Annotated in this window: 24 protein-coding genes, 2 pseudogenes and 1 riboswitch; of the genes and pseudogenes, 19 read left to right on the top strand and 7 right to left on the bottom strand. The window is 40.6% G+C overall.

What is annotated here, in order from left to right; all coding sequences use genetic code 11:
* The first annotated feature begins 293 nt into the window (after positions 1-293).
* The 8 genes from AC075J_RS00165 (at position 294) to AC075J_RS00130 (ending at position 7666) form a co-directional block, all read left to right on the top strand.
* Positions 294-1400 carry an RNA-guided endonuclease TnpB family protein gene (locus tag AC075J_RS00165; protein ID WP_476389812.1) on the top strand — a complete coding sequence of 369 codons (1107 nt, stop codon included), beginning with the start codon at positions 294-296 and terminating at the stop codon, positions 1398-1400.
* Between the two features lie 232 nt (positions 1401-1632).
* Positions 1633-1677, top strand: a riboswitch (PreQ1 riboswitch).
* A gap of 112 nt (positions 1678-1789) precedes the next feature.
* Positions 1790-2779, top strand: coding sequence for a nucleoside hydrolase (locus tag AC075J_RS00160; protein ID WP_055059817.1), 990 nt, complete (start codon positions 1790-1792; stop codon positions 2777-2779).
* Positions 2776-3333, top strand: a complete 558-nt coding sequence (locus AC075J_RS00155) for an ECF transporter S component (RefSeq protein ID WP_008706068.1) — start codon at positions 2776-2778, stop codon at positions 3331-3333. The genes AC075J_RS00160 and AC075J_RS00155 overlap by 4 nt, the downstream gene beginning before the upstream one ends.
* Complete coding sequence (locus AC075J_RS00150; protein WP_055059818.1) at positions 3333-3983, top strand: SDR family NAD(P)-dependent oxidoreductase; 651 nt, start codon at positions 3333-3335, stop codon at positions 3981-3983. The genes AC075J_RS00155 and AC075J_RS00150 overlap by 1 nt, the downstream gene beginning before the upstream one ends.
* A gap of 124 nt (positions 3984-4107) precedes the next feature.
* Positions 4108-5466 (top strand): M20 family metallopeptidase, encoded by a 1359-nt coding sequence (locus tag AC075J_RS00145; protein ID WP_022379883.1) that lies wholly within the window; start codon positions 4108-4110, stop codon positions 5464-5466.
* Positions 5467-5505: 39 nt separating this feature from the next.
* A complete protein-coding gene (locus tag AC075J_RS00140) occupies positions 5506-6060 on the top strand; it encodes a hypothetical protein (protein ID WP_022379882.1) in 555 nt (184 codons plus the stop codon).
* Positions 6061-6214: 154 nt separating this feature from the next.
* Positions 6215-6838 (top strand): helix-turn-helix domain-containing protein, encoded by a 624-nt coding sequence (locus AC075J_RS00135; RefSeq protein ID WP_022379881.1) that lies wholly within the window; start codon positions 6215-6217, stop codon positions 6836-6838.
* Between the two features lie 6 nt (positions 6839-6844).
* Positions 6845-7666 (top strand): HipA domain-containing protein, encoded by an 822-nt coding sequence (locus AC075J_RS00130; protein ID WP_022379880.1) that lies wholly within the window; start codon positions 6845-6847, stop codon positions 7664-7666.
* A gap of 107 nt (positions 7667-7773) precedes the next feature.
* Here the strand turns inward: AC075J_RS00130 and AC075J_RS00125 are convergent, their stop codons facing one another.
* Positions 7774-7947, bottom strand: a complete 174-nt coding sequence (locus tag AC075J_RS00125) for a hypothetical protein (RefSeq protein WP_019160770.1) — start codon at positions 7945-7947, stop codon at positions 7774-7776.
* 157 nt (positions 7948-8104) lie between these two features.
* On the opposite strand from AC075J_RS00125, the gene AC075J_RS00120 reads away from it, so the two are divergent.
* The 4 genes from AC075J_RS00120 (at position 8105) to AC075J_RS00105 (ending at position 11286) form a co-directional block, all read left to right on the top strand.
* Positions 8105-8320 (top strand): hypothetical protein, encoded by a 216-nt coding sequence (locus AC075J_RS00120; RefSeq protein WP_022379879.1) that lies wholly within the window; start codon positions 8105-8107, stop codon positions 8318-8320.
* The gene (locus AC075J_RS00115) at positions 8320-9219 is read left to right on the top strand and encodes a hypothetical protein (protein ID WP_022379878.1); all 900 of its coding nucleotides are present in this window, start codon (positions 8320-8322) and stop codon (positions 9217-9219) included. The genes AC075J_RS00120 and AC075J_RS00115 overlap by 1 nt, the downstream gene beginning before the upstream one ends.
* Positions 9220-9420: 201 nt before the next feature.
* Positions 9421-9750, top strand: coding sequence for a PadR family transcriptional regulator (locus AC075J_RS00110; RefSeq protein WP_022379877.1), 330 nt, complete (start codon positions 9421-9423; stop codon positions 9748-9750).
* 3 nt (positions 9751-9753) lie between these two features.
* Positions 9754-11286, top strand: a complete 1533-nt coding sequence (locus tag AC075J_RS00105; RefSeq protein WP_022379876.1) for an FtsW/RodA/SpoVE family cell cycle protein — start codon at positions 9754-9756, stop codon at positions 11284-11286.
* Between the two features lie 78 nt (positions 11287-11364).
* Here AC075J_RS00105 and AC075J_RS00100 read toward each other — a convergent pair whose 3' ends face one another.
* Entirely contained in the window at positions 11365-12192 is an 828-nt protein-coding gene (locus tag AC075J_RS00100; protein ID WP_055059820.1) for an RpnC/YadD family protein, read from the bottom strand.
* 292 nt (positions 12193-12484) lie between these two features.
* On the opposite strand from AC075J_RS00100, the gene AC075J_RS00095 reads away from it, so the two are divergent.
* The gene (locus AC075J_RS00095; RefSeq protein WP_022381094.1) at positions 12485-13051 is read left to right on the top strand and encodes an RNA polymerase sigma factor; all 567 of its coding nucleotides are present in this window, start codon (positions 12485-12487) and stop codon (positions 13049-13051) included.
* Positions 13035-14165, top strand: a complete 1131-nt coding sequence (locus tag AC075J_RS00090; RefSeq protein ID WP_055059821.1) for a DUF4179 domain-containing protein — start codon at positions 13035-13037, stop codon at positions 14163-14165. Before AC075J_RS00095 ends, AC075J_RS00090 begins: the two co-directional genes overlap by 17 nt.
* A 53-nt stretch (positions 14166-14218) precedes the next feature.
* On the opposite strand, the gene AC075J_RS00085 is transcribed toward AC075J_RS00090, so the two are convergent.
* On the bottom strand, positions 14219-14392 hold the full coding sequence (locus AC075J_RS00085; RefSeq protein WP_226852935.1) for a hypothetical protein: 174 nt from the start codon (positions 14390-14392) through the stop codon (positions 14219-14221).
* Between the two features lie 271 nt (positions 14393-14663).
* Positions 14664-15770: an RNA-guided endonuclease TnpB family protein gene (locus tag AC075J_RS00080; protein WP_476389811.1), complete on the bottom strand. Its 1107-nt coding sequence runs from the start codon at positions 15768-15770 to the stop codon at positions 14664-14666.
* Positions 15771-16589: 819 nt separating this feature from the next.
* Here AC075J_RS00080 and AC075J_RS00075 point away from each other — a divergent pair.
* Positions 16590-17216 carry a lactate utilization protein gene (locus AC075J_RS00075; protein ID WP_022380870.1) on the top strand — a complete coding sequence of 209 codons (627 nt, stop codon included), beginning with the start codon at positions 16590-16592 and terminating at the stop codon, positions 17214-17216.
* 152 nt (positions 17217-17368) lie between these two features.
* Here AC075J_RS00075 and AC075J_RS00070 read toward each other — a convergent pair.
* Positions 17369-17566 (bottom strand): annotated as a pseudogene (locus AC075J_RS00070) (DUF6783 domain-containing protein).
* On the opposite strand from AC075J_RS00070, the pseudogene AC075J_RS00065 reads away from it, so the two are divergent.
* Positions 17525-17635 (top strand): annotated as a pseudogene (locus AC075J_RS00065) (DUF6783 domain-containing protein); the annotation flags it as partial. The pseudogenes AC075J_RS00070 and AC075J_RS00065 overlap by 42 nt on opposite strands.
* On the opposite strand, the gene AC075J_RS00060 reads toward AC075J_RS00065, so the two are convergent.
* On the bottom strand, positions 17616-18521 hold the full coding sequence (locus AC075J_RS00060; protein ID WP_022380869.1) for an AraC family transcriptional regulator: 906 nt from the start codon (positions 18519-18521) through the stop codon (positions 17616-17618). The pseudogene AC075J_RS00065 and the gene AC075J_RS00060 overlap by 20 nt on opposite strands.
* 168 nt (positions 18522-18689) lie before the next feature.
* On the opposite strand from AC075J_RS00060, the gene AC075J_RS00055 reads away from it, so the two are divergent.
* The 3 genes from AC075J_RS00055 (at position 18690) to proC (ending at position 21698) form a co-directional block, all read left to right on the top strand.
* Positions 18690-20048 (top strand): MATE family efflux transporter, encoded by a 1359-nt coding sequence (locus tag AC075J_RS00055; RefSeq protein ID WP_022380868.1) that lies wholly within the window; start codon positions 18690-18692, stop codon positions 20046-20048.
* Between the two features lie 276 nt (positions 20049-20324).
* The gene (gene dtd, locus AC075J_RS00050; protein ID WP_008706007.1) at positions 20325-20771 is read left to right on the top strand and encodes a D-aminoacyl-tRNA deacylase; all 447 of its coding nucleotides are present in this window, start codon (positions 20325-20327) and stop codon (positions 20769-20771) included.
* 132 nt (positions 20772-20903) lie between these two features.
* Positions 20904-21698 carry a pyrroline-5-carboxylate reductase gene (gene proC, locus AC075J_RS00045; protein WP_022380867.1) on the top strand — a complete coding sequence of 265 codons (795 nt, stop codon included), beginning with the start codon at positions 20904-20906 and terminating at the stop codon, positions 21696-21698.
* A gap of 181 nt (positions 21699-21879) precedes the next feature.
* On the opposite strand, the gene AC075J_RS00040 is transcribed toward proC, so the two are convergent.
* Entirely contained in the window at positions 21880-22335 is a 456-nt protein-coding gene (locus AC075J_RS00040) for a CYTH domain-containing protein (RefSeq protein ID WP_022380866.1), read from the bottom strand.
* Positions 22336-22592: the final 257 nt, after the last annotated feature.

Raw genomic sequence — 22592 nt, 5'->3', positions numbered from 1 at the left:
TCGAGCATGTCTGCTCAAATTTATAAAAAATCACAAAACACTTGTTCTGACACAATAAATATATTATAATAGAAAAAAAGAACAATATGCTCTTGAAATTTGGACGGTCGAAATAAGCAATAAGTGAGTGTACATAATGAGTTTAGATAATAATTCTCATTCAGTGTTTTTGTTTGATTCTGGTTATGAAATATGGCAGAAAGATGCTGGACGATAAGATGTCAGAGAGAACAAAAGAAATCTTTGAAATATAGCACCTGTTGAAACAATCCATCAGTATATAGAGAGTCAGGGTGAGAAAGATAAACCGGGCAGTAAAAATAAGGATCTATCCAAATAAAGAACAGATAACCCAGATAGAGAAGACGATCGGCTGCAGTCGTTTTCTCTATAACCGGATGCTTGCGGATAAGATCCGTCATTATCAGGAAGAAAAAAAGATGCTGAAAAATACGCCGGCCGGATATAAAAAAGAATATCCATGGCTGAAAGAGGTAGATTCTCTTGCGCTGGCGAATGTACAGTTAAATCTGGAAGGGGCTTTCCGGAAATTTTTCCGGGAACCGGGAGTGGGATTTCCGCATTATAAATCAAAAAAACATTCGCGGAAATCCTATACAACGAATATGGTAAATGGGAATATCTGTCTGCAGGACAGGTTCCTGAAACTGCCAAAGATGCAGCCGGTAAAAATAAAACTCCACCGTATGATCCCGGAGGGATGGAAGCTGAAATCAGTGACTGTGAGCAGGGAACCGTCCGGGAAATATTTTGCCAGCCTGTTGTTCGACTGTGAAAACCAAACAGCGGAGAAAAGACAGGCGGAAAAATTCCTGGGGATGGATTTTGCCATGCATGGGATGTGTGTATTTTCTACCGGTGAAAGAGCCGGATATCCCATGTTTTACCGGAATGCAGAGAAAAAACTTGCCCGTGAACAGAGAAAGCTTTCCAGATGTGAAAAGGGTAGCCGTAACTATCAGAAACAGAAGAAAAAGGTTGCTTTATATCATGAAAAGATAAAGAACCAGAGGAAGGATTTCCAGCATAAGCTCAGCCACAGCCTTGCAGAAGACTATGACGCGGTATGTGTGGAGGATCTGAACCTGAAGGGGATAGCCGGAGGTCTGCATTTCGGAAAAGGGATACAGGATAACGGATACGGTCAGTTCCTTTCCATGCTTGGATATAAGCTGGAAGAACGCGGAAAATATCTGATAAAAGTAGACAGATATTTTGCATCCAGCAAGATATGCAGTGTATGCGGGCATAAAAAGAAAGAACTGGCATTATCAGAACGGACATACCTGTGCGAATGTGGAAACCGGATGGACCGGGATGTGAATGCGGCGGTCAATATTCTGAAAGAAGGAAAAAGAATATATAAAAAATGTGCATAATAGCACAGAAAAGATCCGTAACCGGATAAAAAAGAACCGCGGGACACGCGGGGATAGCCTGTTTTAGCTTTGCCCTGAAGGGCAATCGAGCAGGAAGCCCCCACTTCAAAATCTGTAAGATTTAAGTGGCGGGAGCATGTCACGAGATTTCTGCTCTTAGAATATGCTGCAAATCTCAAATGGTGTATGCGCTAACTGTTGTCATGCATAAAAATATGTGTTAAAATAACCACCGAAACTGGTTCGAAACCCTCCCAGTATAAAAAACTAGGCAAAGTAAAAAATATTGCGGTCGCTTATGAGTTATCATAAGCGGTCTGTTTGCTGATGCTTTTGTTTATTGAGGGATAAACAAAAGTATTTTTTTTGCTTTGACAGAAAGGAATTAAATGAAAAAAAGAAAAGTAATTATTGATTGTGATCCGGGGATTGATGACAGTCTTGCGATTATGCTTGCACTGAAATCACCGGAGATCGAAGTGATCGGAATCACCATTGTGTGTGGAAATTCACCGGTGGAGATGGGATTTGGAAATGCAAAGAAAATCCTGAAGCAGATGAATCGTCTGGATGTTCCTGTGTACATTGGGGAAAGCACTCCCTTAAGGCGGGATTACGTGAATGCTCTGGATACTCACGGAGAAGACGGGCTTGGAGAGAGCTTTCTGCCTGAAGTAACCGGTTATCAGCAGCAGATCAGTGCTGTGGATTTTCTGGCTGATGTATTGAAAAAAGAGAAAGTATCCATAATCGAACTGGCACCTATGACCAATCTTGCCAGACTGATCCAGAAGGATAAAGAAGCATTTTCCTGTATTGAGGAAATTGTTTCCATGGGCGGCAGCTTTAAAAGTCATGGAAACTGTTCACCTGTTGCAGAATACAATTACTGGTGTGACCCGGACGGCGCTTCCCTGGTGTATGAGACACTCCATCAGAATGGTCAGAAAATCCATATGGTGGGGCTGGATGTGACGAGAAAGATTGTGCTCACGCCTGATCTGCTGGAGTATATGTGCCGTCTGAATAAAGAAACAGGGGAATTTGTAAAGAAGATTACGAAATTTTATTTTGATTTTCATTGGGAATGGGAGCATATCATTGGCTGTGTGATCAATGATCCCCTGGCAGTGGCATATTTTATCAATCCGGAACTCTGCAAAGGCTTTGATTCCTATGTACAGATTGAAACAGAGGGGATTTCTCTTGGACAGTCTGTTGTGGATTCTATGAATTTCTACCGGAAAACTTCAAATACAAGGGTGTTGACTGAGGTAGATGTGTATGGATTCTTTCAGATGTTTCTTTCAAGGATCCTAGATCAGGAACCGGAAGAACTGGATATTTTACAAGATTTAATACGAGGAGATTTAAAATGAAAACTGAAAAAATAAGTGTACAGAAGATCTGTATGATCGCTTTTGCTATTTGCATTAATTTTGTGGGAGGACAGATTGCTTTATTTCTGAAACTTCCTATTTATCTGGACAGTATTGGAACTGTATTTGTGGCTGCTGTTCTGGGACCCTTTTATGGAATGCTTCCTAATCTGCTCAGCGGCCTGCTGATGGGAATGACTGTAGATATTTATTCCCTGTATTATGCACCGGTAGGAATTCTTCTTGGTTTTGTGACAGGTCTTGTGTACAGAAAATTCCAGCCGAAAAAGTGGCAGATATTTCCGGCTGCTCTTGTGATCACACTTCCATCTACTATAATCAGTTCCTGTATTACGGCATTTTTATTTGGAGGAATCACTTCTTCCGGATCCACTGTTCTTGTACAGCTTCTGGCAAAAACACCTCTTGGAATGGTAGGAAGCTGTTTTGTAGTTCAGTTTATCACGGACTACATTGACAGGGTTCTGTGTATTGCAGTAGCAGCAGTTCTTATTACAGCGTTGCGTAAAAGTATGAAGGAGAATTTTGCTTGATGAAAGTCCTGATCACAGGCACAGCATCCGGGATCGGGAAGGGCTGTGCAGAATTTTTCCTGAAAGAAAATCATGAAGTCTATGGATTTGATAAAAATATATCCTCGATCCAACATCCGAAATATACTCATTTCTGTCTGGATATCAGAGACAAAAGCTCTTATCCGGAAATCGGACAGGTAGATATTCTGATCAATAATGCAGGGGTTCAGAATGGCGATGATATTGATGTAAATCTGAAAGGGACGATTTCTGTTACAGAACATTACGGCATTCATCCTAATATTTATTCTGTTATTATGATCGGATCAGCAAGCGGGCATACAGGTTCTGAATTTCCGGAGTATGCAGCAAGTAAAGGAGGGGTCCTTGCTTACACGAAAAACGTGGCTATGAGGATAGCTCCTTATCAGGCCACATGCAACAGTCTGGATTTCGGTGGGGTTATGACTGAACTGAACCGGCCGGTGATGGAGGATGAAAAGCTCTGGGATCAGATCATGGAACTCACACCTCTGAAACGATGGATGTCTGTGGAAGAGGCAGCAGAGTGGATTTACTTTATGGCGGTAAAAAACCGTTTCTGTACAGGCCAGAACATTCTAATTGACGGTCTGGAGGCCGGAAACTGCAATTTTATCTGGCCATAGAGTGGGTCTGAAAAATCATTCCTGCGATCTACTGTTATTTTGTGCCCGAATATGATAAAATGAGAAAATAGTGATAAAGATATTTCAAAGATAGAGAAAGTATTTAACAGGAGGCGCAAAAATTATGGATATCAAAGAACAGATTCATGGATTAACAGAGGAGATGCTTACCAATTTGGGAAGGCTGGTTGCCATTGATTCTCAGCTTGGCACTCCCGCAGAGGGGAAGCCTTTTGGAGAAGGACCTGCCAAAGCACTGGAAGAAGGTCTTAAGATTGCACAGGAGCTTGGATTTAAGACAGTCAATCTGGACAATTACTGTGGTTATGCAGAGATGGGTGAGGGTGATGAGATTGTTGGTATTGCCGGACATCTGGATATTGTACCTGTAGGCGGCGACTGGAGTTATGATCCTTTTAAACTGACACGCGAGGGTGATTATGTTTACGGTCGTGGAACAACAGATGACAAGGGACCTGTTCTGGAAGCTCTTTATGCAATGAAGCTTCTTCGCGATTCAGGTGTGAAGCTGAACAAGAGAGTACGTCTCATTATGGGATGTAATGAGGAAACAGGTTCCAAATGTATGGAACATTATAATGAAGTGGCAGAAGAATTATCCTGCGGCTTTACCCCGGATGCCAGTTTTCCATGTATTCATGGCGAAAAGGGGCTTCTGCGGATGATGGCTTATTCCAAGAACACGAAAATCATCTCTGCAGATGGAGGGTTTGTCTTTAACGCAGTATGCGATTCCTCCACAATAGTTGTTCCTGCCGAAGAAGGACTGAAGGAGAGACTGGAAGCTGTACTTGCAGAGACAAAGCTTCAGGAATATAAGGTAACAGAGGGAAATGGACAGATCAGTATTTATGCAAAGGGAGTTCCGGCACATGCCAGCACTCCGACTCTTGGGGTCAATGCAATAGGTGTTACTTTTGAATGTCTGGAGAAAGCAGGATTTAAGGACGATTTTGTGGAATTCTATAATACACATATCGGCACATCCTGCGATGGTGAAGGCATTGGACTGAAATTTGCAGATGAGTATGGCGAACTTACTCTTTGCAACGGTATGATCAAAACAGAGAATGATGTGATCTCCTGTACAATTGATATCAGAGTACCTGTAACATTGAAAGCAGATGAAGTCCGCAGGATGTGTGAGAGCAGACTTGAGGATGAGAATGGTCGTATAGAGATTCTGGGAATTGGTGATGCCTTATTCTTCCCAAGAGAATCCCCACTGGTAAATGCTTTATACAAAGCTTACACAGATGTAACAGGCGATACAGAGAACAAGCCGATGGTGATCGGCGGTGGAACTTATGCAAAATCTCTTAAGAATATCATTGCATTTGGACCTGAGAAGCCGGGAATTGATTATCGTATCCACAGCGCAGATGAATTTATTCTCGTATCCGGTATGGAAGAGGCAGTTCTGGTTTATATGGAAGCAATTAAGAATCTTCTGGCAATCTGATGAAAAATGATGGAGCAGCTATTAAATGGAGAGCAGAACATGAAGGCAGCAGTATTTTTCCCTGGTATTGGGTATCATTGTGACAAGCCACTTTTATATTATTCACGAAAGCTGGCGCAGGAATGTGGCTATGAAGAAACAATTGCATTAAGCTATACTTATGATGGCGGAAATATCCGGGGAAATGAAGAAAAAATGCAGCAGGCATTCGAAAGCCTTTATGAACAGGCAGAGAAAAGTCTTTCTGCCATTGACTTTGACAAATATGATGAAATATTATTTGTCGCAAAAAGCGTAGGCACGATCATAGCATCCGCATATGCAGAGAAACACAGCATCAGATGTCGGCAGATACTATACACACCATTGAAATACACATATAATTTTGTTCATAGAGATGCCATTGCCTTTATCGGAACTTCAGATCCATGGAGTATTGTTCCTGAAGTACAGGCTCTTTCACAAAAACAGCAGGTGCCAATGTATACTTATAAAAATGCAAACCATTCACTGGAAACAACAGATACACTGGAAAACCTGAAAATTCTCCAGGATGTTATGGGGAAAACCAAGGGATTTTTGGAGCGGAAATAAGAAAAAGCACATAATCATATTGAGTAGATATGGGTGAAGAAGTGTCAAGAAACTATTTCTTGACACTTCTTTTTGCTCCATGCTATACTCAATTAGACAAACTGTTATATGTGAAAGTGGTTTCCATAATGTCTTTTTAGGTGGTGATGTGAATATGAACTTTCAAGATCAGATACAGCAGATTTTTGGAACAACAGATATTCATGAACTGAAGCAGATATCCAGAGATGCCGACAATTACAGATGCTTGAATGCTGATATGAATAACAGCATTATTTCAGAAAAGAAAAAAAATACCGGAAGGAAAAATTCGTTTACAGAAGAACAGCTGGCACATATTTTGGCACTGCAGGACCGGGGAGAAAAAATTACAGATATTGCCAGACAGTATCACGTTTCCCGTCAGACGATTTACAGTCAGATAAAGCGAGCCTATAATTTTTCTGATGATCCGGATGTGAAAATGCGTATGAATTTCATGAATCATGATGATCTGTGTACAACGATAGATATTGATTTCAGGCATGAAAAAATTAAGATTAAAAACTATACAGATCAGATTATTTTCCGGGCATTTGGAGTTGTAACTGATCCGGATTGGGCTGATTTTGAATATTTTCTGGAAGAACGCTGTTTTCCCAGAACACGCGATCACAGGAAAGATATTCTGAGAGAGATGGGGCTTCCATTTTATGATCCGTTATTAATTATTGAAAAAACACAGGGGCGCATGTCAGATGATCATCAATGGATTATGATTCTAAAAAAGGAGGGCTGATCAAAAATGGAAATTCGCAATTTTGATGCATATTCTCCCTTGCATAAGAGCGGTCATACTTCCAAGGGAGATCAGCTCAAATGGAAAATTGATGACAGGTGGTATAAGGCTGATTATATGGGATATGAAGGTTTATCTGAAGTTCTTGTATCTGACCTTTTGCAGAAGAGTACCTGTCCTTTCCCTTTTGTTGAGTATGAAGCAGCTGTAATTGAGTATAATGGGAAAATATTTCAGGGCTGTTCCAGTTTGGATTTTCTGAAAGCAAATCAGGTTCTGATTCCGCTGGAAAAATTGTATCGTCGATATACAGGTGAAAGTCTGGCAGTAAAGCTCTCAGATTTTGCGGATGTTTCAGAACGCATTCAGTACCTGGTAACTCAGGTGGAAGAAATTACTAAAATAGATAATTTTGGAGCGTATCTGACTGCAATGCTGGAAATAGATGCGTTTTTCATGAATGAGGACAGACATACCAACAATATTGCGGTCATTTATAATGAAAAAACACAGAAATATGAACTGAGTCCTTTTTTTGATCAGGGACTTTGTATGTTTGCCGACATAAATCAGGATTATCCTATTGATCAGTCATTGGAATATTGTCTGGAAAAAATTGAGGCGAAGCCATTTAGCTCTGATTTTGATATACAGCTGGATGCAGCAGAAGAACTGTATGGCATTCAGATTGGTTTCCAATTTACCTTTAAAGATATTCAGATATACTTACAGAAGAATTCGGAAAATTATCCCAGGGAAGTAATAAGACGCGTGGAGCAGCTGTTAAGAGGGCAGATGCGTAAATATGGGTATCTGATGAAAAAATGATATTACAGAGAGTGTATGAAGTTACAGGCAGATAAAGGATAAAAAAGTCACTTATCTGCCTTTTCTGGTAAACTTTTTGTAACGGCTGTGAGGCGGAGACTGTCAAATCAGTCAATGATACTATACTGCATCATTTCATAATGTAATCTGCATCCTTCTGTAATCTCAAAGGGCAGAAGTGCCCGTGCTACGAGTTTTAACTCTTCTTCAGGCAGATCTGTTCTGCGAAGATGTGCATAGTCACCGTCAATAGATTCTACGATATAATCACAAACTAACATAAAAATCCTCCACTTTATATTTTGCGTAACGCAATGATCATATCTATAGAATACCACAGAGGAAAAGGGTATCACAAGTGCCTTCAGATTATATAGACATAAAAAGAGGGCAGTGTTATAATTTTTCCTAAAGAAAATGCATATGGGAGGTATCGCAATGTCTAAAGTTGTAAAGCTTTCATCCGTAATGGAAAGGGAAGAAAAATTAAAGGAAATCTATGAAGGTCTGGAAGAGATAAAAGATCAGCTGACAGCACTGATTGATGAGTATGAAGAAGAGGAGACACATACAGGAAAAGCAGATGAACTGATCGAAGCCCTGGATGCTCTTGAGGATGCTTCGGAAACCATAGAGGATGTGCTGGAAAATTAATGAAGGAGAAAGCATATTTTCACCTGCCCGGGCTGTTTGAGTTTTATGAGCTGTACCGGATGTTCCTGCCTTTATTCCGGGAACACAGGGAATATTTTTACGACTGGTGTGAAATTGGCTCCATATATGGTGCTCCGGCAGACTGTATCTGGGGTGGAGGCAGGGCTGGCTTCGGAGAGAATGACCCGGAGGAGGTTCTTGAACTGATGCAGGAATATGGGATTTCTGCCCGACTGACTTTCAGCAATTCCCTGCTTCGCCAGGAGCACCTTTCAGACAGAAAATGCAATGCACTGTGCCGGTTGTTTGAGAGAAACAGAGAACCGCAAAACGGCGTGATCATTTATTCAGAATTGCTCTTGGAATATATTAAGGAGCAGTATCCGGGACTCTATTTTGTTTCCTCCACTACCAAGGTTCTGACAGATTTTACACAGCTTGAGGAAGAAATCAGGAGAAAAGATTTCCATTATGTTGTGCCGGATTTCCGGCTAAACAAGGCTTTTGATAAGTTAAATACATTGTCTCAGGCTGAGAAGGACAAAGTAGAATTTCTCTGCAATGAATGCTGCTGGTTCGGCTGCAGGGACAGAAAAGCCTGCTATGAAACGGTCAGCCGCAAGAATCTGGGTGAAAACTGCCTGGAGCATTACTGCAAGGCACCGGAGAGAGAGAGGGGCTATCTTTTTTCAAAAGCTATAGAGAATCCAGGGTTTATTGGAATCAATGATATCCGGGATATCTATCTGCCAATGGGATTTTCAAATTTTAAAATAGAAGGAAGAGGACTCGGCAGTGCCCTGATACTGGAATTTCTGCTCTATTACATGACCAGACCGGAATACCAGATACATGTCAGAGAAAAAATATATCTGGACAGTATGCTGGATCTGTTTTGAGAGATTTATACCACCGCATTGTGTTACTATATGACAATGCGGTGGTTTTTCTGTCCGAAAAAGTATGTAGATACCTGAACTCGGTTGCCATAGCAGTGAAGTTTTCAAAATTATTCCGGAAACAGTTGACATAGCATATAGGTTCTTATATTATATAGATAACCGATATATAGACAATCTATACAATGGGAGGTGAATACTATGGCTATTGAAAAATCACTGGTTTCCGGGAGTATGACAATGCTTATACTGAAATTGCTGTCAGAAAAGGATATGTATGGATATGAGATGATCGATACCCTGCGACAGAAATCTCAGAACGTGTTTGAACTGAAAGCAGGAACTCTGTATCCGTTACTGCACAGTCTGGAGGATAAGGGATTTCTGACAGTATACGAACAGGAGGCAGCCGGAAAGACCAGAAAGTATTACAGTCTGACTGGACAGGGAAGGGGATTTCTGGAAAAAAAAGTAGAAGAATGGAAAGAGTATTCTGCAGCAGTGACCAACGTGCTTGTAATGGAGGTGTGATCTATGGACGAATATCTGAAAACATTACTGGAACAGATTCGCTGTAAGAAAGCGCGGCCTTATGTAAAACAGGAATTTCAGGATCATATAGAAGATCAGATCGAGGCAAATATGCAGGCAGGTATGGATCGTGAACAGGCAGAGAGGGAAGCTGTCCGGGATATGGGAGATCCTGTGGAAACAGGAATCTCTCTTGACAGTGTCCACAGGCCTCAGGTTGCATGGAAACTTCTGGGGATAATCGTTCTTATCAGCATTGCAGGCGTTTTGATACATGCAGGGATTGCCGGAAAAATCAGTGAGAACGCTGCGGCCGGTTCGGACAGATATGTGTTCCATGTTGTGATCGGACTTGCAGTTATGATGATTTTATATCTTCTGGATTACACTGTACTGGCAAGATTTTCGAAAATAATTGCCGTCATTTTACTGTTTGCCTGTCTGGTTACATTGTTGGGTGGCTATCAGTTAAATGGGGCAAGATACTTCATTGTACTGCCGGGAGGAAGAGGAATATCCATGCAGACTCTGATGCTGTTTTATGTTCCCATATATGGAGCAATTTTGTATAAATATCATGGATGGGGATATAAGGGCTTGATGAGAGCAATCATATGGATGATTGCACCGGTTATATTGGTCTATGCCATGCCGGCGCTTATGCCGGCCTGCATGATGCTGGTATCTATGCTGGTTATGCTGACAATCGCAATTCAAAAGAACTGGTTCACTGTGAGAAAAAAGAAAGCCATCTGCGGAATCTGGGCTGGTTTTCTGGCTATGCCTGTGGCAGCTTTTCTGATCAGGTATCTGAGCAGCAGTCTGACAGAATATCAGATTGCACGTTTACAGGCTATTTTTTCAGATGGTGGAGAGGAAGATTATTTCACCGGAATGCTACATTCATTCTGGCAGCAGAATAAATGGATAGGGAAAAGCGAATCAGATGTAATGGGAAATCTGCCGGCTTTTAATGCGGATTATATTTTGACCTATCTGTCATCTGTATATGGAACAATTGCAGCCGTGCTTTTATGCTGTGTTCTGGCAGTTTTGATTTTCGCAGTTTTTAACACTTCCATGAGGCAGAAGAATCAGCTTGGAATGATGATGGGATGTGGATGCGGAATTGTATTCCTTGTAAACTTTTCCATAAATATCCTGGAAAATCTGGGTGTATTTCCACAATCAGTAACATTTCTTCCCTTTTTATCAGCAGGAGGAAGCTGCATTATAGTTTCCTATGGACTGATGGGGATTGTACTGAGTACATACAGATATAAAAATATCTATCCACGGCATCTGAAAATAGGTTTTAAATTTGATAAAACCAAAGCGAGAAAAGCCCTGTATGTCTCAAAAATGTCCATGTGCATATTGACAGGAGGCACTGTTGCTGTTATGTGCATTGCCATATATTGGGATTTGTGCAAGGCTTATATGAATATTCCGTTTAAAATTATAGCCATTGTACTGATATTGCTTCTGGTTGGAAATATGAGAAGGATTGTGCAGTACAATGAAATGAACAGATAGAAAATGTAAAAAAACTGTATTAAAAAAAATACCGCCATTATTGATTGTGATAAGTCAATATGGCGGTACTTTTATCCATTAATTGTCAGGAGTGATTGTCTTGCGGTATTTTTCACGTTTATCTGTCGGAACCTCCAGAGCGTTCATTGCCTGATCAATGGTCAGGTTCATATTTTTCATAAGTTTTTTGATAGAGTCGGTTTCTTTAAGTTCAATACCCTTTTCCATGCCCTCATCCATTAACATCTGTCCAAGTCTGGTCATTCGCATTACCTCCTTAATTTCGTCTAACTCAGCTCTGTCTAAGAACTTGTCAGCCAGTGTATACAACATAGCGGTTGCCTTTTCAGCACTCAGCTCAATATTGGGCTTTGCCAGACAAATTGCTTCTTTAAACATATCCTTGCGGCTCATTTTTCCGGACATCAATGGTGTCAGGGAAAGAGCTGCGTAATCATCTTCAGTAAAAACGTCACCGTTATCCTGCTTCTGCTTTAATTTCCGGAATACTTCATCTGCATTCTTATCTTTCAGATAAATCGGTTGCACTCTGTAAGTATATAACCCACAGTCCAGTTCAGATTTCACATTCGTAATCCCGCCGGAATAAATGACGTAAGTAATAACTTTCTTCCCTGTCTTGTTGGAATATACTGCATCATATGCATGGAATCTTCGCAAATCCGCTTCTTTTTTATCTGTAGTCTGAAACTCTGTATGTATATAGAAACCACCCGTAGTCAGAAAGGTAAAGTCCATATACAAAGACTGAATTGTCAGTTCCACCAGTTCTGTTGGTCCGATTTCTTCATACTGGTAATCAATTCCCAGAGTCTTAAGAATCGTATTCCGAAAATAGTCGAAGCCCATCTTCATAACAGCATCTTCGTGTTTAGCGTTTGCCATAAGGTACTCCCTTATTCGTTAAGTATAGTCCTCATTCGTGCCTTGAAAATGCCTTCGGCTGTTCTTTTTGCTTTTATCATTTGTAAGGATTTCCGTTTGTCCTCCTTTATATGCCTATTTTATCAGAATACACTCCATTTCTCCAGTCGAAATTTTGAAAAGACAGGTTGACTTTTCGACAGTGTATTATTTACTCTGGAAAAAGAAAATTATTTTTATTAAAACTGCAACTTTACCATTCAAAATCCGTCTTATCTTATGAAGGCAAAAAAAGAAACATGAGGTGAAAAAAGTGGAAGATACAGTAATTATCAATTTGTATTTTGACAGATCAGAAAAAGCCATACAGGCGACCGAAGAAAAGTATAGCAAGTACTGTTTCAGTATTGCCTGGAATGTTCTGTATGATAAGGAAGACTCCGATGAATGCGTCAATGATACATGGTTGGCTGCATGGAATTCTATACCACCCAGAAAACCGGCAATTCTGTCTGCTTTTCTTGGAAAAATAACCCGAAACCTGGCAATTGACTGTTTTCGCAGGAAAAAAGCTGCAAAACGGTCAACAGAGCACATATTAGAATTATGCAAAGAACTGGAAGAGATAGAGGATGTAACAGCATATTCTTTGAATGATGAAATTCAGAGAAAAGAGATTCTGGAAATTCTTGAAAAATTTCTGGAATCCCTGAAAAAAGGTGACTGTGACATTTTTATACGACGCTACTGGTATATGGACAGCATCAGCGAAATTTCAGCCCGTCATGGAATTTCAGAAAGCAGAATCAAATCCAGCCTCTATCGAAGCAGAAAAAAACTATGGGAAAGGGTGAAGCATTTATATGGAAAAAGGATTTAAGACATTAGAACTGCTTGGTGATCTGGATGATAAATATATTTACGAAGCTTCCAGACCATGGAAAAAACAGCATCGTTTTTTCCATATACAAAGGAGTTGGAAAACAGCAGTCGCCGGGATCATATTGCTTATTATGGTTGGATGCACATTAAGATATCAGGAAGATGTAAAAGCAGCATTACAGAGAGTAACTTCATGGATCGGACAGGCATTGGGAATTAAGAACGGTGATACCGATTCTTATACAAATGTTGTAGGAAAAAGCATTTCAAGAGATGGAATCACCATAACATTAAATGAGATTGTGATGGACAGCAAAAATTTATGGATTGCGTATTCCGACAGCGAAGATTCAGACGCAGATATGAAGGATGCGGTGGAAGACAAACTTTTATATACAGAAGTATGCATTAACGGTCAGAAAATTCAGCAGGGCTTAGGCCAAAGAACAGTTAATGCTTTCTCAGAAAATCCAATAACAGTGGAAGATTTCACAATCGGAGAAGAAGTTAACACTGAGGGAACTGTAAACATAGAGTTCAAAGTCTGGCCGATTGCAATGGACGATGCTGATACATGGGAAAATGTTCAGAAAATACAGGCTGATACAGAACCTTATACATTTAAACTTGCGACATCAAAAGAAGAGTTGGAGAAAAACACTGTGGATTTAAATCTGAATCAGAATATTAAAATGGATTCCAATGTCCTGAACCTCACAGAATTCAGATGGAATCCATTCGAAAGTACAATTTACGGAATGTATCATGGAACAGTATATATTGACAGTGATTATTATCTGCTTGGAACAGACGATCAGGGAAACAAAATCTGCTATCAGGAAACAGGAAGAAATGGTCAGGAAACTATGTTCCGGCAAACGATAGGTCTATATCCCGGCTATGAAGAAATCTCCCCGGAAGCAAACACAATCACATTGCAATTATATGAAGTAAAAAACGACACAGCTCATCAGGTGTCTGAAGAAAAAATGGATAAGGATTCCTCTGATGATATCTACGAAGAATCTACAACCTATGTATATGATGGAGGCGAAAGCCCTATAGACTCAGCAATACCAATAGGAGATAATTTTACAATACAGATAAGATGAAAAATACCGCCACATTGACCTATAATAAGTCAATATGGCGGTACTTTTATCTGTTAATTGTCAGGAATGATTGCCTTGCGATATTTTTCACGTTTATCTTCTGGAACTTCCAAAGCGTTCATTGCCTGGTCAATGGTCCAGTTCATATTTTTCATAAGTTTTTTAATGGAGTCGGTTTCTTTAAGTTCCATTCCCTCATCCATTAACATCTGTCCAAGTCTGGTCATTCTGATTACCTCCTTAATTTCGTCTAACTCAGCCTTATCTAAGAATTTATCAGCCAGTGTATACAACATTGCGGTTGTCTTTTCGGCACTCAGTTCGATATTGGGCTTTGCCAGACGAATAGCTTCTGTGACATGCTCTCGCCACTTAAATCTTACAGATTTTGAAGTGGGAGCTTCCTGCTCAATTGCCCTTCAGGACAAAGCTAAAACAGGCTATCCCCACGTGTCCCGCGGTTCTTTTTTTATCTGGTTATGGAGCTTTTCTGTGCTATTATGCACATTTTTTATATATTCTTTTTCCTTCTTTCAGAATATTGACCGCCGCATTCACATCCCGGTCCATCCGGTTTCCACATTCGCATAGGTATATCCGTTCTGATAATGCCAGCTCTTTCTTCTTATGTCCGCATACGCTGCATATCTTACTGGATGCAAAATATCTGTCTACTTTTATCAGATATTTTCCACGTTCTTCCAGCTTATATCCAAGCATGGAAAGGAACTGACCGTATCCGTTATCCTGTATCCCTTTTCCGAAATGCAGTCCTCCGGCTATCCCCTTCAGGTTCAGATCCTCCACACATACTGCGTCATAGTCTTCTGCAAGGCTGTGGCTGAGCTTATGCTGGAAATCCTTCCTCTGGTTCTTTATCTTTTCATGATATAAAGCAACCTTTTTCTTCTGTTTCTGATAGTTACGGCTGCCCTTTTCACATCTGGAAAGTTTTCTCTGTTCCCGGGCAAGCTTTTTCTCTGCATTCAGGTAGAACATGGGATATCCGGCTCTTTCACCGGTAGAAAATACACACATCCCATGCATGGCAAAATCCATCCCCAGGAATTTTTCCGCCTGTCTTTTCTCCGCTGTTTGGTTTTCACAGTCGAACAGCAGGCTGGCAAAATATTTTCCGGACGGTTCCCTGCTCACAGTCACTGATTTCAGCTTCCATCCCTCCGGTATTATACGGTGGAGCTTTATTTTTACTGACTGCATCTTTGGTAGCTTCAGGAACCTGTCCTGCAGACAGATATTCCCATTTACCATATTCGTTGTATAGGATTTCCGCGAATGTTTTTTTGATTTATAATGCGGAAATCCCACTCCCGGTTCCCGGAAAAATTTCCGGAAAGCCCCTTCCAGATTTAACTGTACATTCGCCAGCGCAAGAGAATCTACCTCTTTCAGCCATGGATATTCTTTTTTATATCCGGCCGGCGTATTTTTCAACATCTTTTTTTCTTCCTGATAATGACGGATCTTATCCGTAAGCATCCGGTTATAGAGAAAACGACTGCAGCCGATCGTTTTCTCTATCTGGGTTATCTGTTCTTTATTTGGATAGATCCTTATTTTTACTGCCCGGTTTATCTTTCTCACCCTGACTCTCTATATACTGATGGATTGTTTCAACAGGTGCTATATTTTAAAGATTTCTTTTGTTCTCTCTGACATCTTAGCGTCCAGCATCTTTCTGCTATATTTCATAACCAGAATCAAACAAAAACATTGAATGAGAATTATTATCTAAACTCATTATGTACACTCACTTATTGCTTATTTCGACCGTCCAAATTTCAAGAGCATATTGTTCTTTTTTATTATAATATATTTATTGTATCAGAACAAGTGTTTTTGCGATTTTTTATGAATTTGAGCAGACATGCTCGAATGTGCAATTCATCCCATCCTATAGGACGCCACTGAAAAAGTCTTTATTTTGCATAAAGCAGTACAATATAAAGTGTTTTTATTTGTTTTAATCTACTATATAATGTGTATAAAAATAGTTTTTCAGTGGCGTCCCTATAGAGGTGAGGGAATTCTTGCTACGGTTGTTAAATATATCCTTGCAGCTCATCTTTCCGGACATCAATGGTGTCAGGGAAAGAGCCCGGAATACTTCATCTGTATTTTTGTTTTTCAGATAAATCGGTTAGGTACTTCCTTATTCGTTAAGTATAGTCCTCTTTTATATGCCCATTTTATCAGAAAATATCACAACTTACCAGACAACAATTATGAATAAATCCTGAAGCAGAAAATAAAAATTCAGATTAAATGATTTTCTGCAAAATAAATATCTGGTATAATAGTTTATGAGATGCACAGATTTACAGTTATGTAATTTGTGTCTTATTATGTAAATTACGAACTGAGAAGTGGAATGTTAAATTTTATCAGAGGGAGGATACAACAATGGATGCAAACATGAAAAAAAGAAACGAACTTTTGGCAAAAACAGTGATCAAGGGACTGGAATCCCGCAATATGTCCGGGTATTATGCACAAGATAAAGAAGCAGCATTAAAGCAGGCCCTGGAACTGATCCCAAACGGAAGCACAATCGCCATGGGCGGATGCATGAGTGCACATGAGATCGGTCTGGTCAAAGCTTTGCAGGATGGAGATTATAATTATATTGACCGCGCAAAGCTTGAACCTCGTGAGGGACTTATGGCAGCCTATGATGCAGATTTCTTTTTATCCAGTGCCAATGCAGTCACAGATGATGGTGTCCTTGTCAATATTGATGGCAATTCCAACCGTGTATCCTGCATTGCCCAGGGTCCGAAAAAAGTAATCTTTATTGTAGGTATAAACAAAGTCTGTCCGGATCTTGACAGCGCAATGAAGCGTGCCAGAAATGTAGCAGCTACAGCTAATGCACAGAGATTTGATATCAAAACTCCATGTAAGGAAACCGGAAAATGCTTTAACTGCAAATCCCCGGATACCATCTGCTGTCAGTTCCTGATCACCAGATATTCCAGACATAAAGACAGAATCCATGTGATTCTGGTAAATGATACGCTGGGACTTTAACCGAATCAAGTAAGTTCCCTGCCTCGATTACGAATATCGGATTGCCCCCGAATAATAAAAAGAACAGTCTCATTGACGTATAATAAGTCAGAGGGGCTGTTCTTTTTTTGAAAATAATAGGTCTGAAAAAGTCAATATCTGTATCATGTAAATCAATTCCGGAATGGTTTCTGATATAGAATTCTAATATAATATCCATGAGGCAGAAGGATAACCATATAAAAGAACAGATACAGGTTAGAGCGTGTCTGAAAAATCATTCCCGCAATCTGCACGCCCCACTTTGCGGGATATTTCACCCGAATTCAGTTGCCGTAGCCCGCTACGGCGCCCTCATCCGGGCAAAATATCCCACAAATTGTGACGCACATCTTGCAGAAAGCATTTTTCAGACACGCTCTAGCACTTTTGCAGCTTAAGAGAATTGTATTCACCGGGATTGCATCCGAATTGTCTGCGGAATGCCCGGGCAAAACGGCTGGCATTGCTGAAGCCTGTCATATCTGCAATCTGGATCATAGAATATTGGGAGCTCTGAACCAGTGGCAGACTTTGGTTGACACGATATTCTTCCAGATAGCCGGTAATTGTTTTGCCGGTCATTTTTTTGAACAGGCGGCAGCAGACCTCTTTGGACAGATGAACCTGGTCTGCCAGCTCCTGCAGAGAGATTACGGATTCAAAATGCGTATTAAGATAATCCAGCATCTGTTCCAGCCTTTCCAGTTCCAGCTGGTTGGCTGGAACAAATTTTGCAAGATCATTCTGGTGTTCGCAGAGAATCATACCGAAAATTTCACAGAGAAGCCCCTTGATCTTCAACTCATAACAGAAGGTCTTCTGATCAAAGAGGGCTTCTGTTTCATTGAGCTTTTGGATCACAGTCCGGGTACATGAGTTTCCGGAAGCAAGAAGGATGCAGGGAACAGAAGAATTCTGGAGGAAAGGACGAAAACATCTGCGTTCCACATCACTTCCGTATTCGCCATATATGAAATCCGGACGTGCCAGAAAGGTACTGTATCTGGCATGACTGTTATTAGATGAATGACAGCTATGAGGTACATTACGGTTCAGAAGAAGAACATCTCCAGGTCTTACAGTGTAGCTTTTCTGATACACCTGATAGATAGCTTCTCCTTCTCTGGGAAGACTGATCTCCAGGTCATTGTGCCAGTGGATAGGTACACTTTTTCCCTCAAATGCCCACAGGTCATCATGATTAACGGTCATGGGAAAACCGACAGTTCCATGTTCACAAAGTTCGCGGTTGGTTTCATCTACAAGAATTTTACGCATAGCCATATTACAGTTCTCCGATTTTATTATATGTACGCTGTGATGAATTGCTCACAGAAGCATGATCATCAACACGATCTGACAATTTATCACAGGATATATTCATTACAATGCTTGTTATAACCACAATTATAACGTTGGTATGCACATCGTGCAAGGAGAGGAGTAGGAAACATGGCAAGATCAAAAGAAATGGATCTGACTACAGGTAATCCGTTCCGGTCACTGCTGAAATTTGCGATTCCTGTAATTCTGGGAAATCTGTTTCAGCTTTTTTATACACTGGCGGACTCTGTGATCGTAGGAAAAACGCTGGGAGCAGACTCCCTGGCAGCAGTAGGTTCCACCAGTATTATTATTTATTTTGTATTCTGTTTTATCAATGGATTTACAGGTGGGTTTGGTATCTGTCTGGGACAGAAATGCGGGGCAAAGGATGAAAAAGGAATGCGCAAGAGCGTTGCGGTTTCCACACTTCTGAGTATTGCCTTTACAGTAGTACTGACACTGACCTGCTGTCTGCTTTCTCATCAGATTCTGCGCTGGATGCAGATTCCTGCTGATATTTCCGGTGAAGCATACGACTATATGTTTGTAGTTTTGCTTGGTACAGGTGCTACCGTTTTCTACAACATGATCTCAAATATGCTCCGCGCATTGGGAGACAGTAAAACACCATTGTATTTCCTGGTATTTTCATCTGTATTAAATATTTTTCTTGATATTCTGTTTATTGTACCGTTTCATATGGGGGTGGCCGGTGCTGCATGGGCGACTATTCTGTCACAGTTTTTTTCGGCAGTGCTGAGTCTGGTAGTGGGATTAAAAAATTTCCCAATCCTGCATCTGCACAGAGAAGATTTTACAGATTTAAAGGATACCGCAATTTTGCATTTAAAGACCGGATTTCCTATGGGATTCCAGATGTCTGTCATGTGTATCGGACAGCTTGCCATGCAGGCAGTGGTAAACTCACTGGGTACTGCAGCAGTTGCAGGATATACCGCAGCATCGAAAGCAGACCAGCTTTCTGTACTGGTAAACAATGCAATGATGACCGCAATTTCCAACTATGTGGCTCAGAATTTTGGTGCAGGCAGATGGGACCGTATCCGTCAGGGCGTGCGCGCATGTCTGATTCAGACAGAAGCATTTAACCTGATCATGTGTATTGGAATTCTGCTGCTGAGACATCCGATCGTAAGAATGTTTCTCTCAGATCCCACAAAAGAAATCTATCACTATTCAGATATGTATCTGACGATCGTAGCTCCCTTTTACTTTGTGCTTGGACTGCTGGCAGTATACCGTACATCCATCCAGAGCATGCAGAATGGCAAAGCACCTTTTGCTGCCTGTATGATTGAACTGGTTATGCGAATTGCTGCAACAGTAGGTCTTTCCGGAATTATCGGATATACATCTGTATGTATTGCCAGCCCAATGGCGTGGATCGGAGCCTGTGCACTTCTGATCCCGGTTTACTATAAGATGATGAAAGGAAATTGTGCAGCATTACTGAGAATGGAGTGACGAGTGCAAGTAACAAAATTGTTACTGTTCACATACCACTATCCCGCGAGGTGTTTTGGCATGAATATGCCAAAATCTCGAGACATACAAGCCAAAATTCCATTGCCGCAGGCAATCTGGAATGAATTTTGGCTAAGTTACTGTGAACGGAGTGAACAGTAACACAAGATTTTGAGATAACAGCTGCAAGGTGACACTTTACAATGGAAAAACGGATAAAAATGTGCTATGCTATCTATCAACAGACAGAAATCCGTTGATTAAGGAGAGTGAATTATGCGTTTTGTAATTCAGAGAGTAATGCATTCAAAAGTGACAATTAATGGTGAAGTACGAGGCCAGATAGGCAAGGGCTTTATGGTTCTTATCGGAGTAGGAGAAGAAGATACCGTTGAAATCGCAGATAAAATGATTCATAAAATGGTTAATATGCGTATTTTCGAAGATGAAAACGGTAAGACAAACCTTGGCCTGAAGGAGGTGGGCGGAAGTCTTCTGCTTATTTCCCAGTTCACATTATATGCTGACTGTAAAAGAGGAAACAGACCTTCCTTTATAAGAGCAGGGGCCCCTGATATGGCTGAAAATCTGTACAAATACATAATTGCCAGATGCAAAGAACACATTGATATTGTCGAGCAGGGAGAATTTGGGGCAGATATGAAAGTGGAGCTTGTGAATGACGGTCCCTTTACAGTCATATTGGACAGTAATGAATTATAATTATCTGTAACTGTTCAGTATTTTACGGCAGATTGCTGGATGATTATCATTATCTATAACAAGAAAAAGATATGAAAAAAGCAGTTATAAATTATCAGAAAACAACAGGAATTGCAAGAGAGGAGCAGATTTATGAAAATCGGATTTATCGGATGCGGAAATATGGCTTCTGCCATGATCAGTGGTATGCTGAAAAAAGGACTTTATAAAAAAGATGAGATTATTGTTTCCAATCTTACAGAAGAAGGAAGCAAACGAAGCAGAGAAAAGCTGGGAGTGGTTACAACCCTGGATAACCATGAAGTGGTAAAAAACACAAAACTGGTTTTCCTGGCCGTGAAACCGCAGTTTTATGAAGAAGTGCTGAATGAAGTAAAAGATGAACTGACACCGGAACACACAGTTGTAGGCATTGCGCCGGGGAAAACTCTTGCCTGGTTAGAAGAAAAATGTGGACAGCCTCTGAAAGTGGTAAGAATGATGCCGAATACTCCTGCTCAGGTTGGGGAGGGTATGACTGGTGTATGTGCCAATGAGAAAGTATCGGCAGAAGAACTGGCTCAGATCTGTGAGATCACAGACAGCTTTGGACGTACAGAAGTAGTTCCGGAGCGTCTGATGGACGCAGTAAGTGCTGTAAGCGGATGTTCACCTGCATATGTTTTTATGTTCATAGAAGCAATGGCAGATGCTGCGGTAGCCCAGGGAATGCCAAGAAAACAGGCTTATCAGTTTGCTGCACAGGCTTTACTTGGAAGCGCAAAAATGGTACTGGAAACAGGCATGCATCCGGGAGAACTGAAGGATATGGTATGTTCACCGGCCGGAAGTACCATCGAGGGAGTAAGAATCCTGGAACAGAAGGGATTCAGAAGTGCTGTCTTTGAAGCTCTGAATGGAGCTGCTGAAAAAGGTAAAAAGATGTAATCTCAGTAACTCTAAGGCTCTGAAAATCCGCTAAAACCATAAAAAATCCGCTCAAACTCGCCGCAAAGCGGCTCAGACAGTGAGCGGATTTTTTATAACGCGAATTTCCAGAACCTAAGAGTTACTACAATTCCTGCAAATACATATTAACAGAACAATATTTCGGAGCTGTTTTATTTTATTATAAATTTCCCTGACTCAGACGACTGTTATGATATTTACCGGAGTTCGTAACATCTTTGCCAAACCATACGGGTGGATTATAACTGAGCGCCTGTTCTTCAGAAGAAAATTCCACTTCTGCGAGATAGAGTCCTTCATAAGGAGCATCAAATACATCCAGTTCAATGGTGAGTCTATCTTTTTCCGGGATAAGATAGCGGGTTTTGGAAATGAGGATTCCGTCAGCTTTTGGACGCATATGTTCATAGGATTCTTTGGTAAGTGGAAGATTATATTCCTCGCGGGTCATAAGACCTTTGGATTTATAGGTAAGATAGTAGTTATCATCCTCTTTGCGGATACGGACTACCGGTGCAGTGGATAAATAGCCCTGTTCGAGTTTATGATGTGGATAAGCATCAAGATCTGCTGGCAGATTTTCTTTGGATATTAAAAATTTACGTTCGATTTCCATTTAAATTTCCTCCATTGAGTTAAAATGTGTCAATCCTTTAGTTTGTGCTATAATGATAATAGCATATATGAAAAATAATGAAAACGCATATTTTACTTAAATCAAACGGTGATATCGTTACTGTTCACTCCGTTCACAGTAACGTAGACAAAATTCATTCCAGATTGCCTGCGGCAATGGAATTTTGGCTTGTATGTCTCGGGATAGTGGTGTGTGAACAGTAACATGATATCTGCTTAATGTAAAATAGATAAAAA

This window comes from Blautia sp. ZXY-1-C6 (genome assembly GCF_056339875.1).
This window is presented reverse-complemented; position numbering and strand designations above follow the sequence as displayed.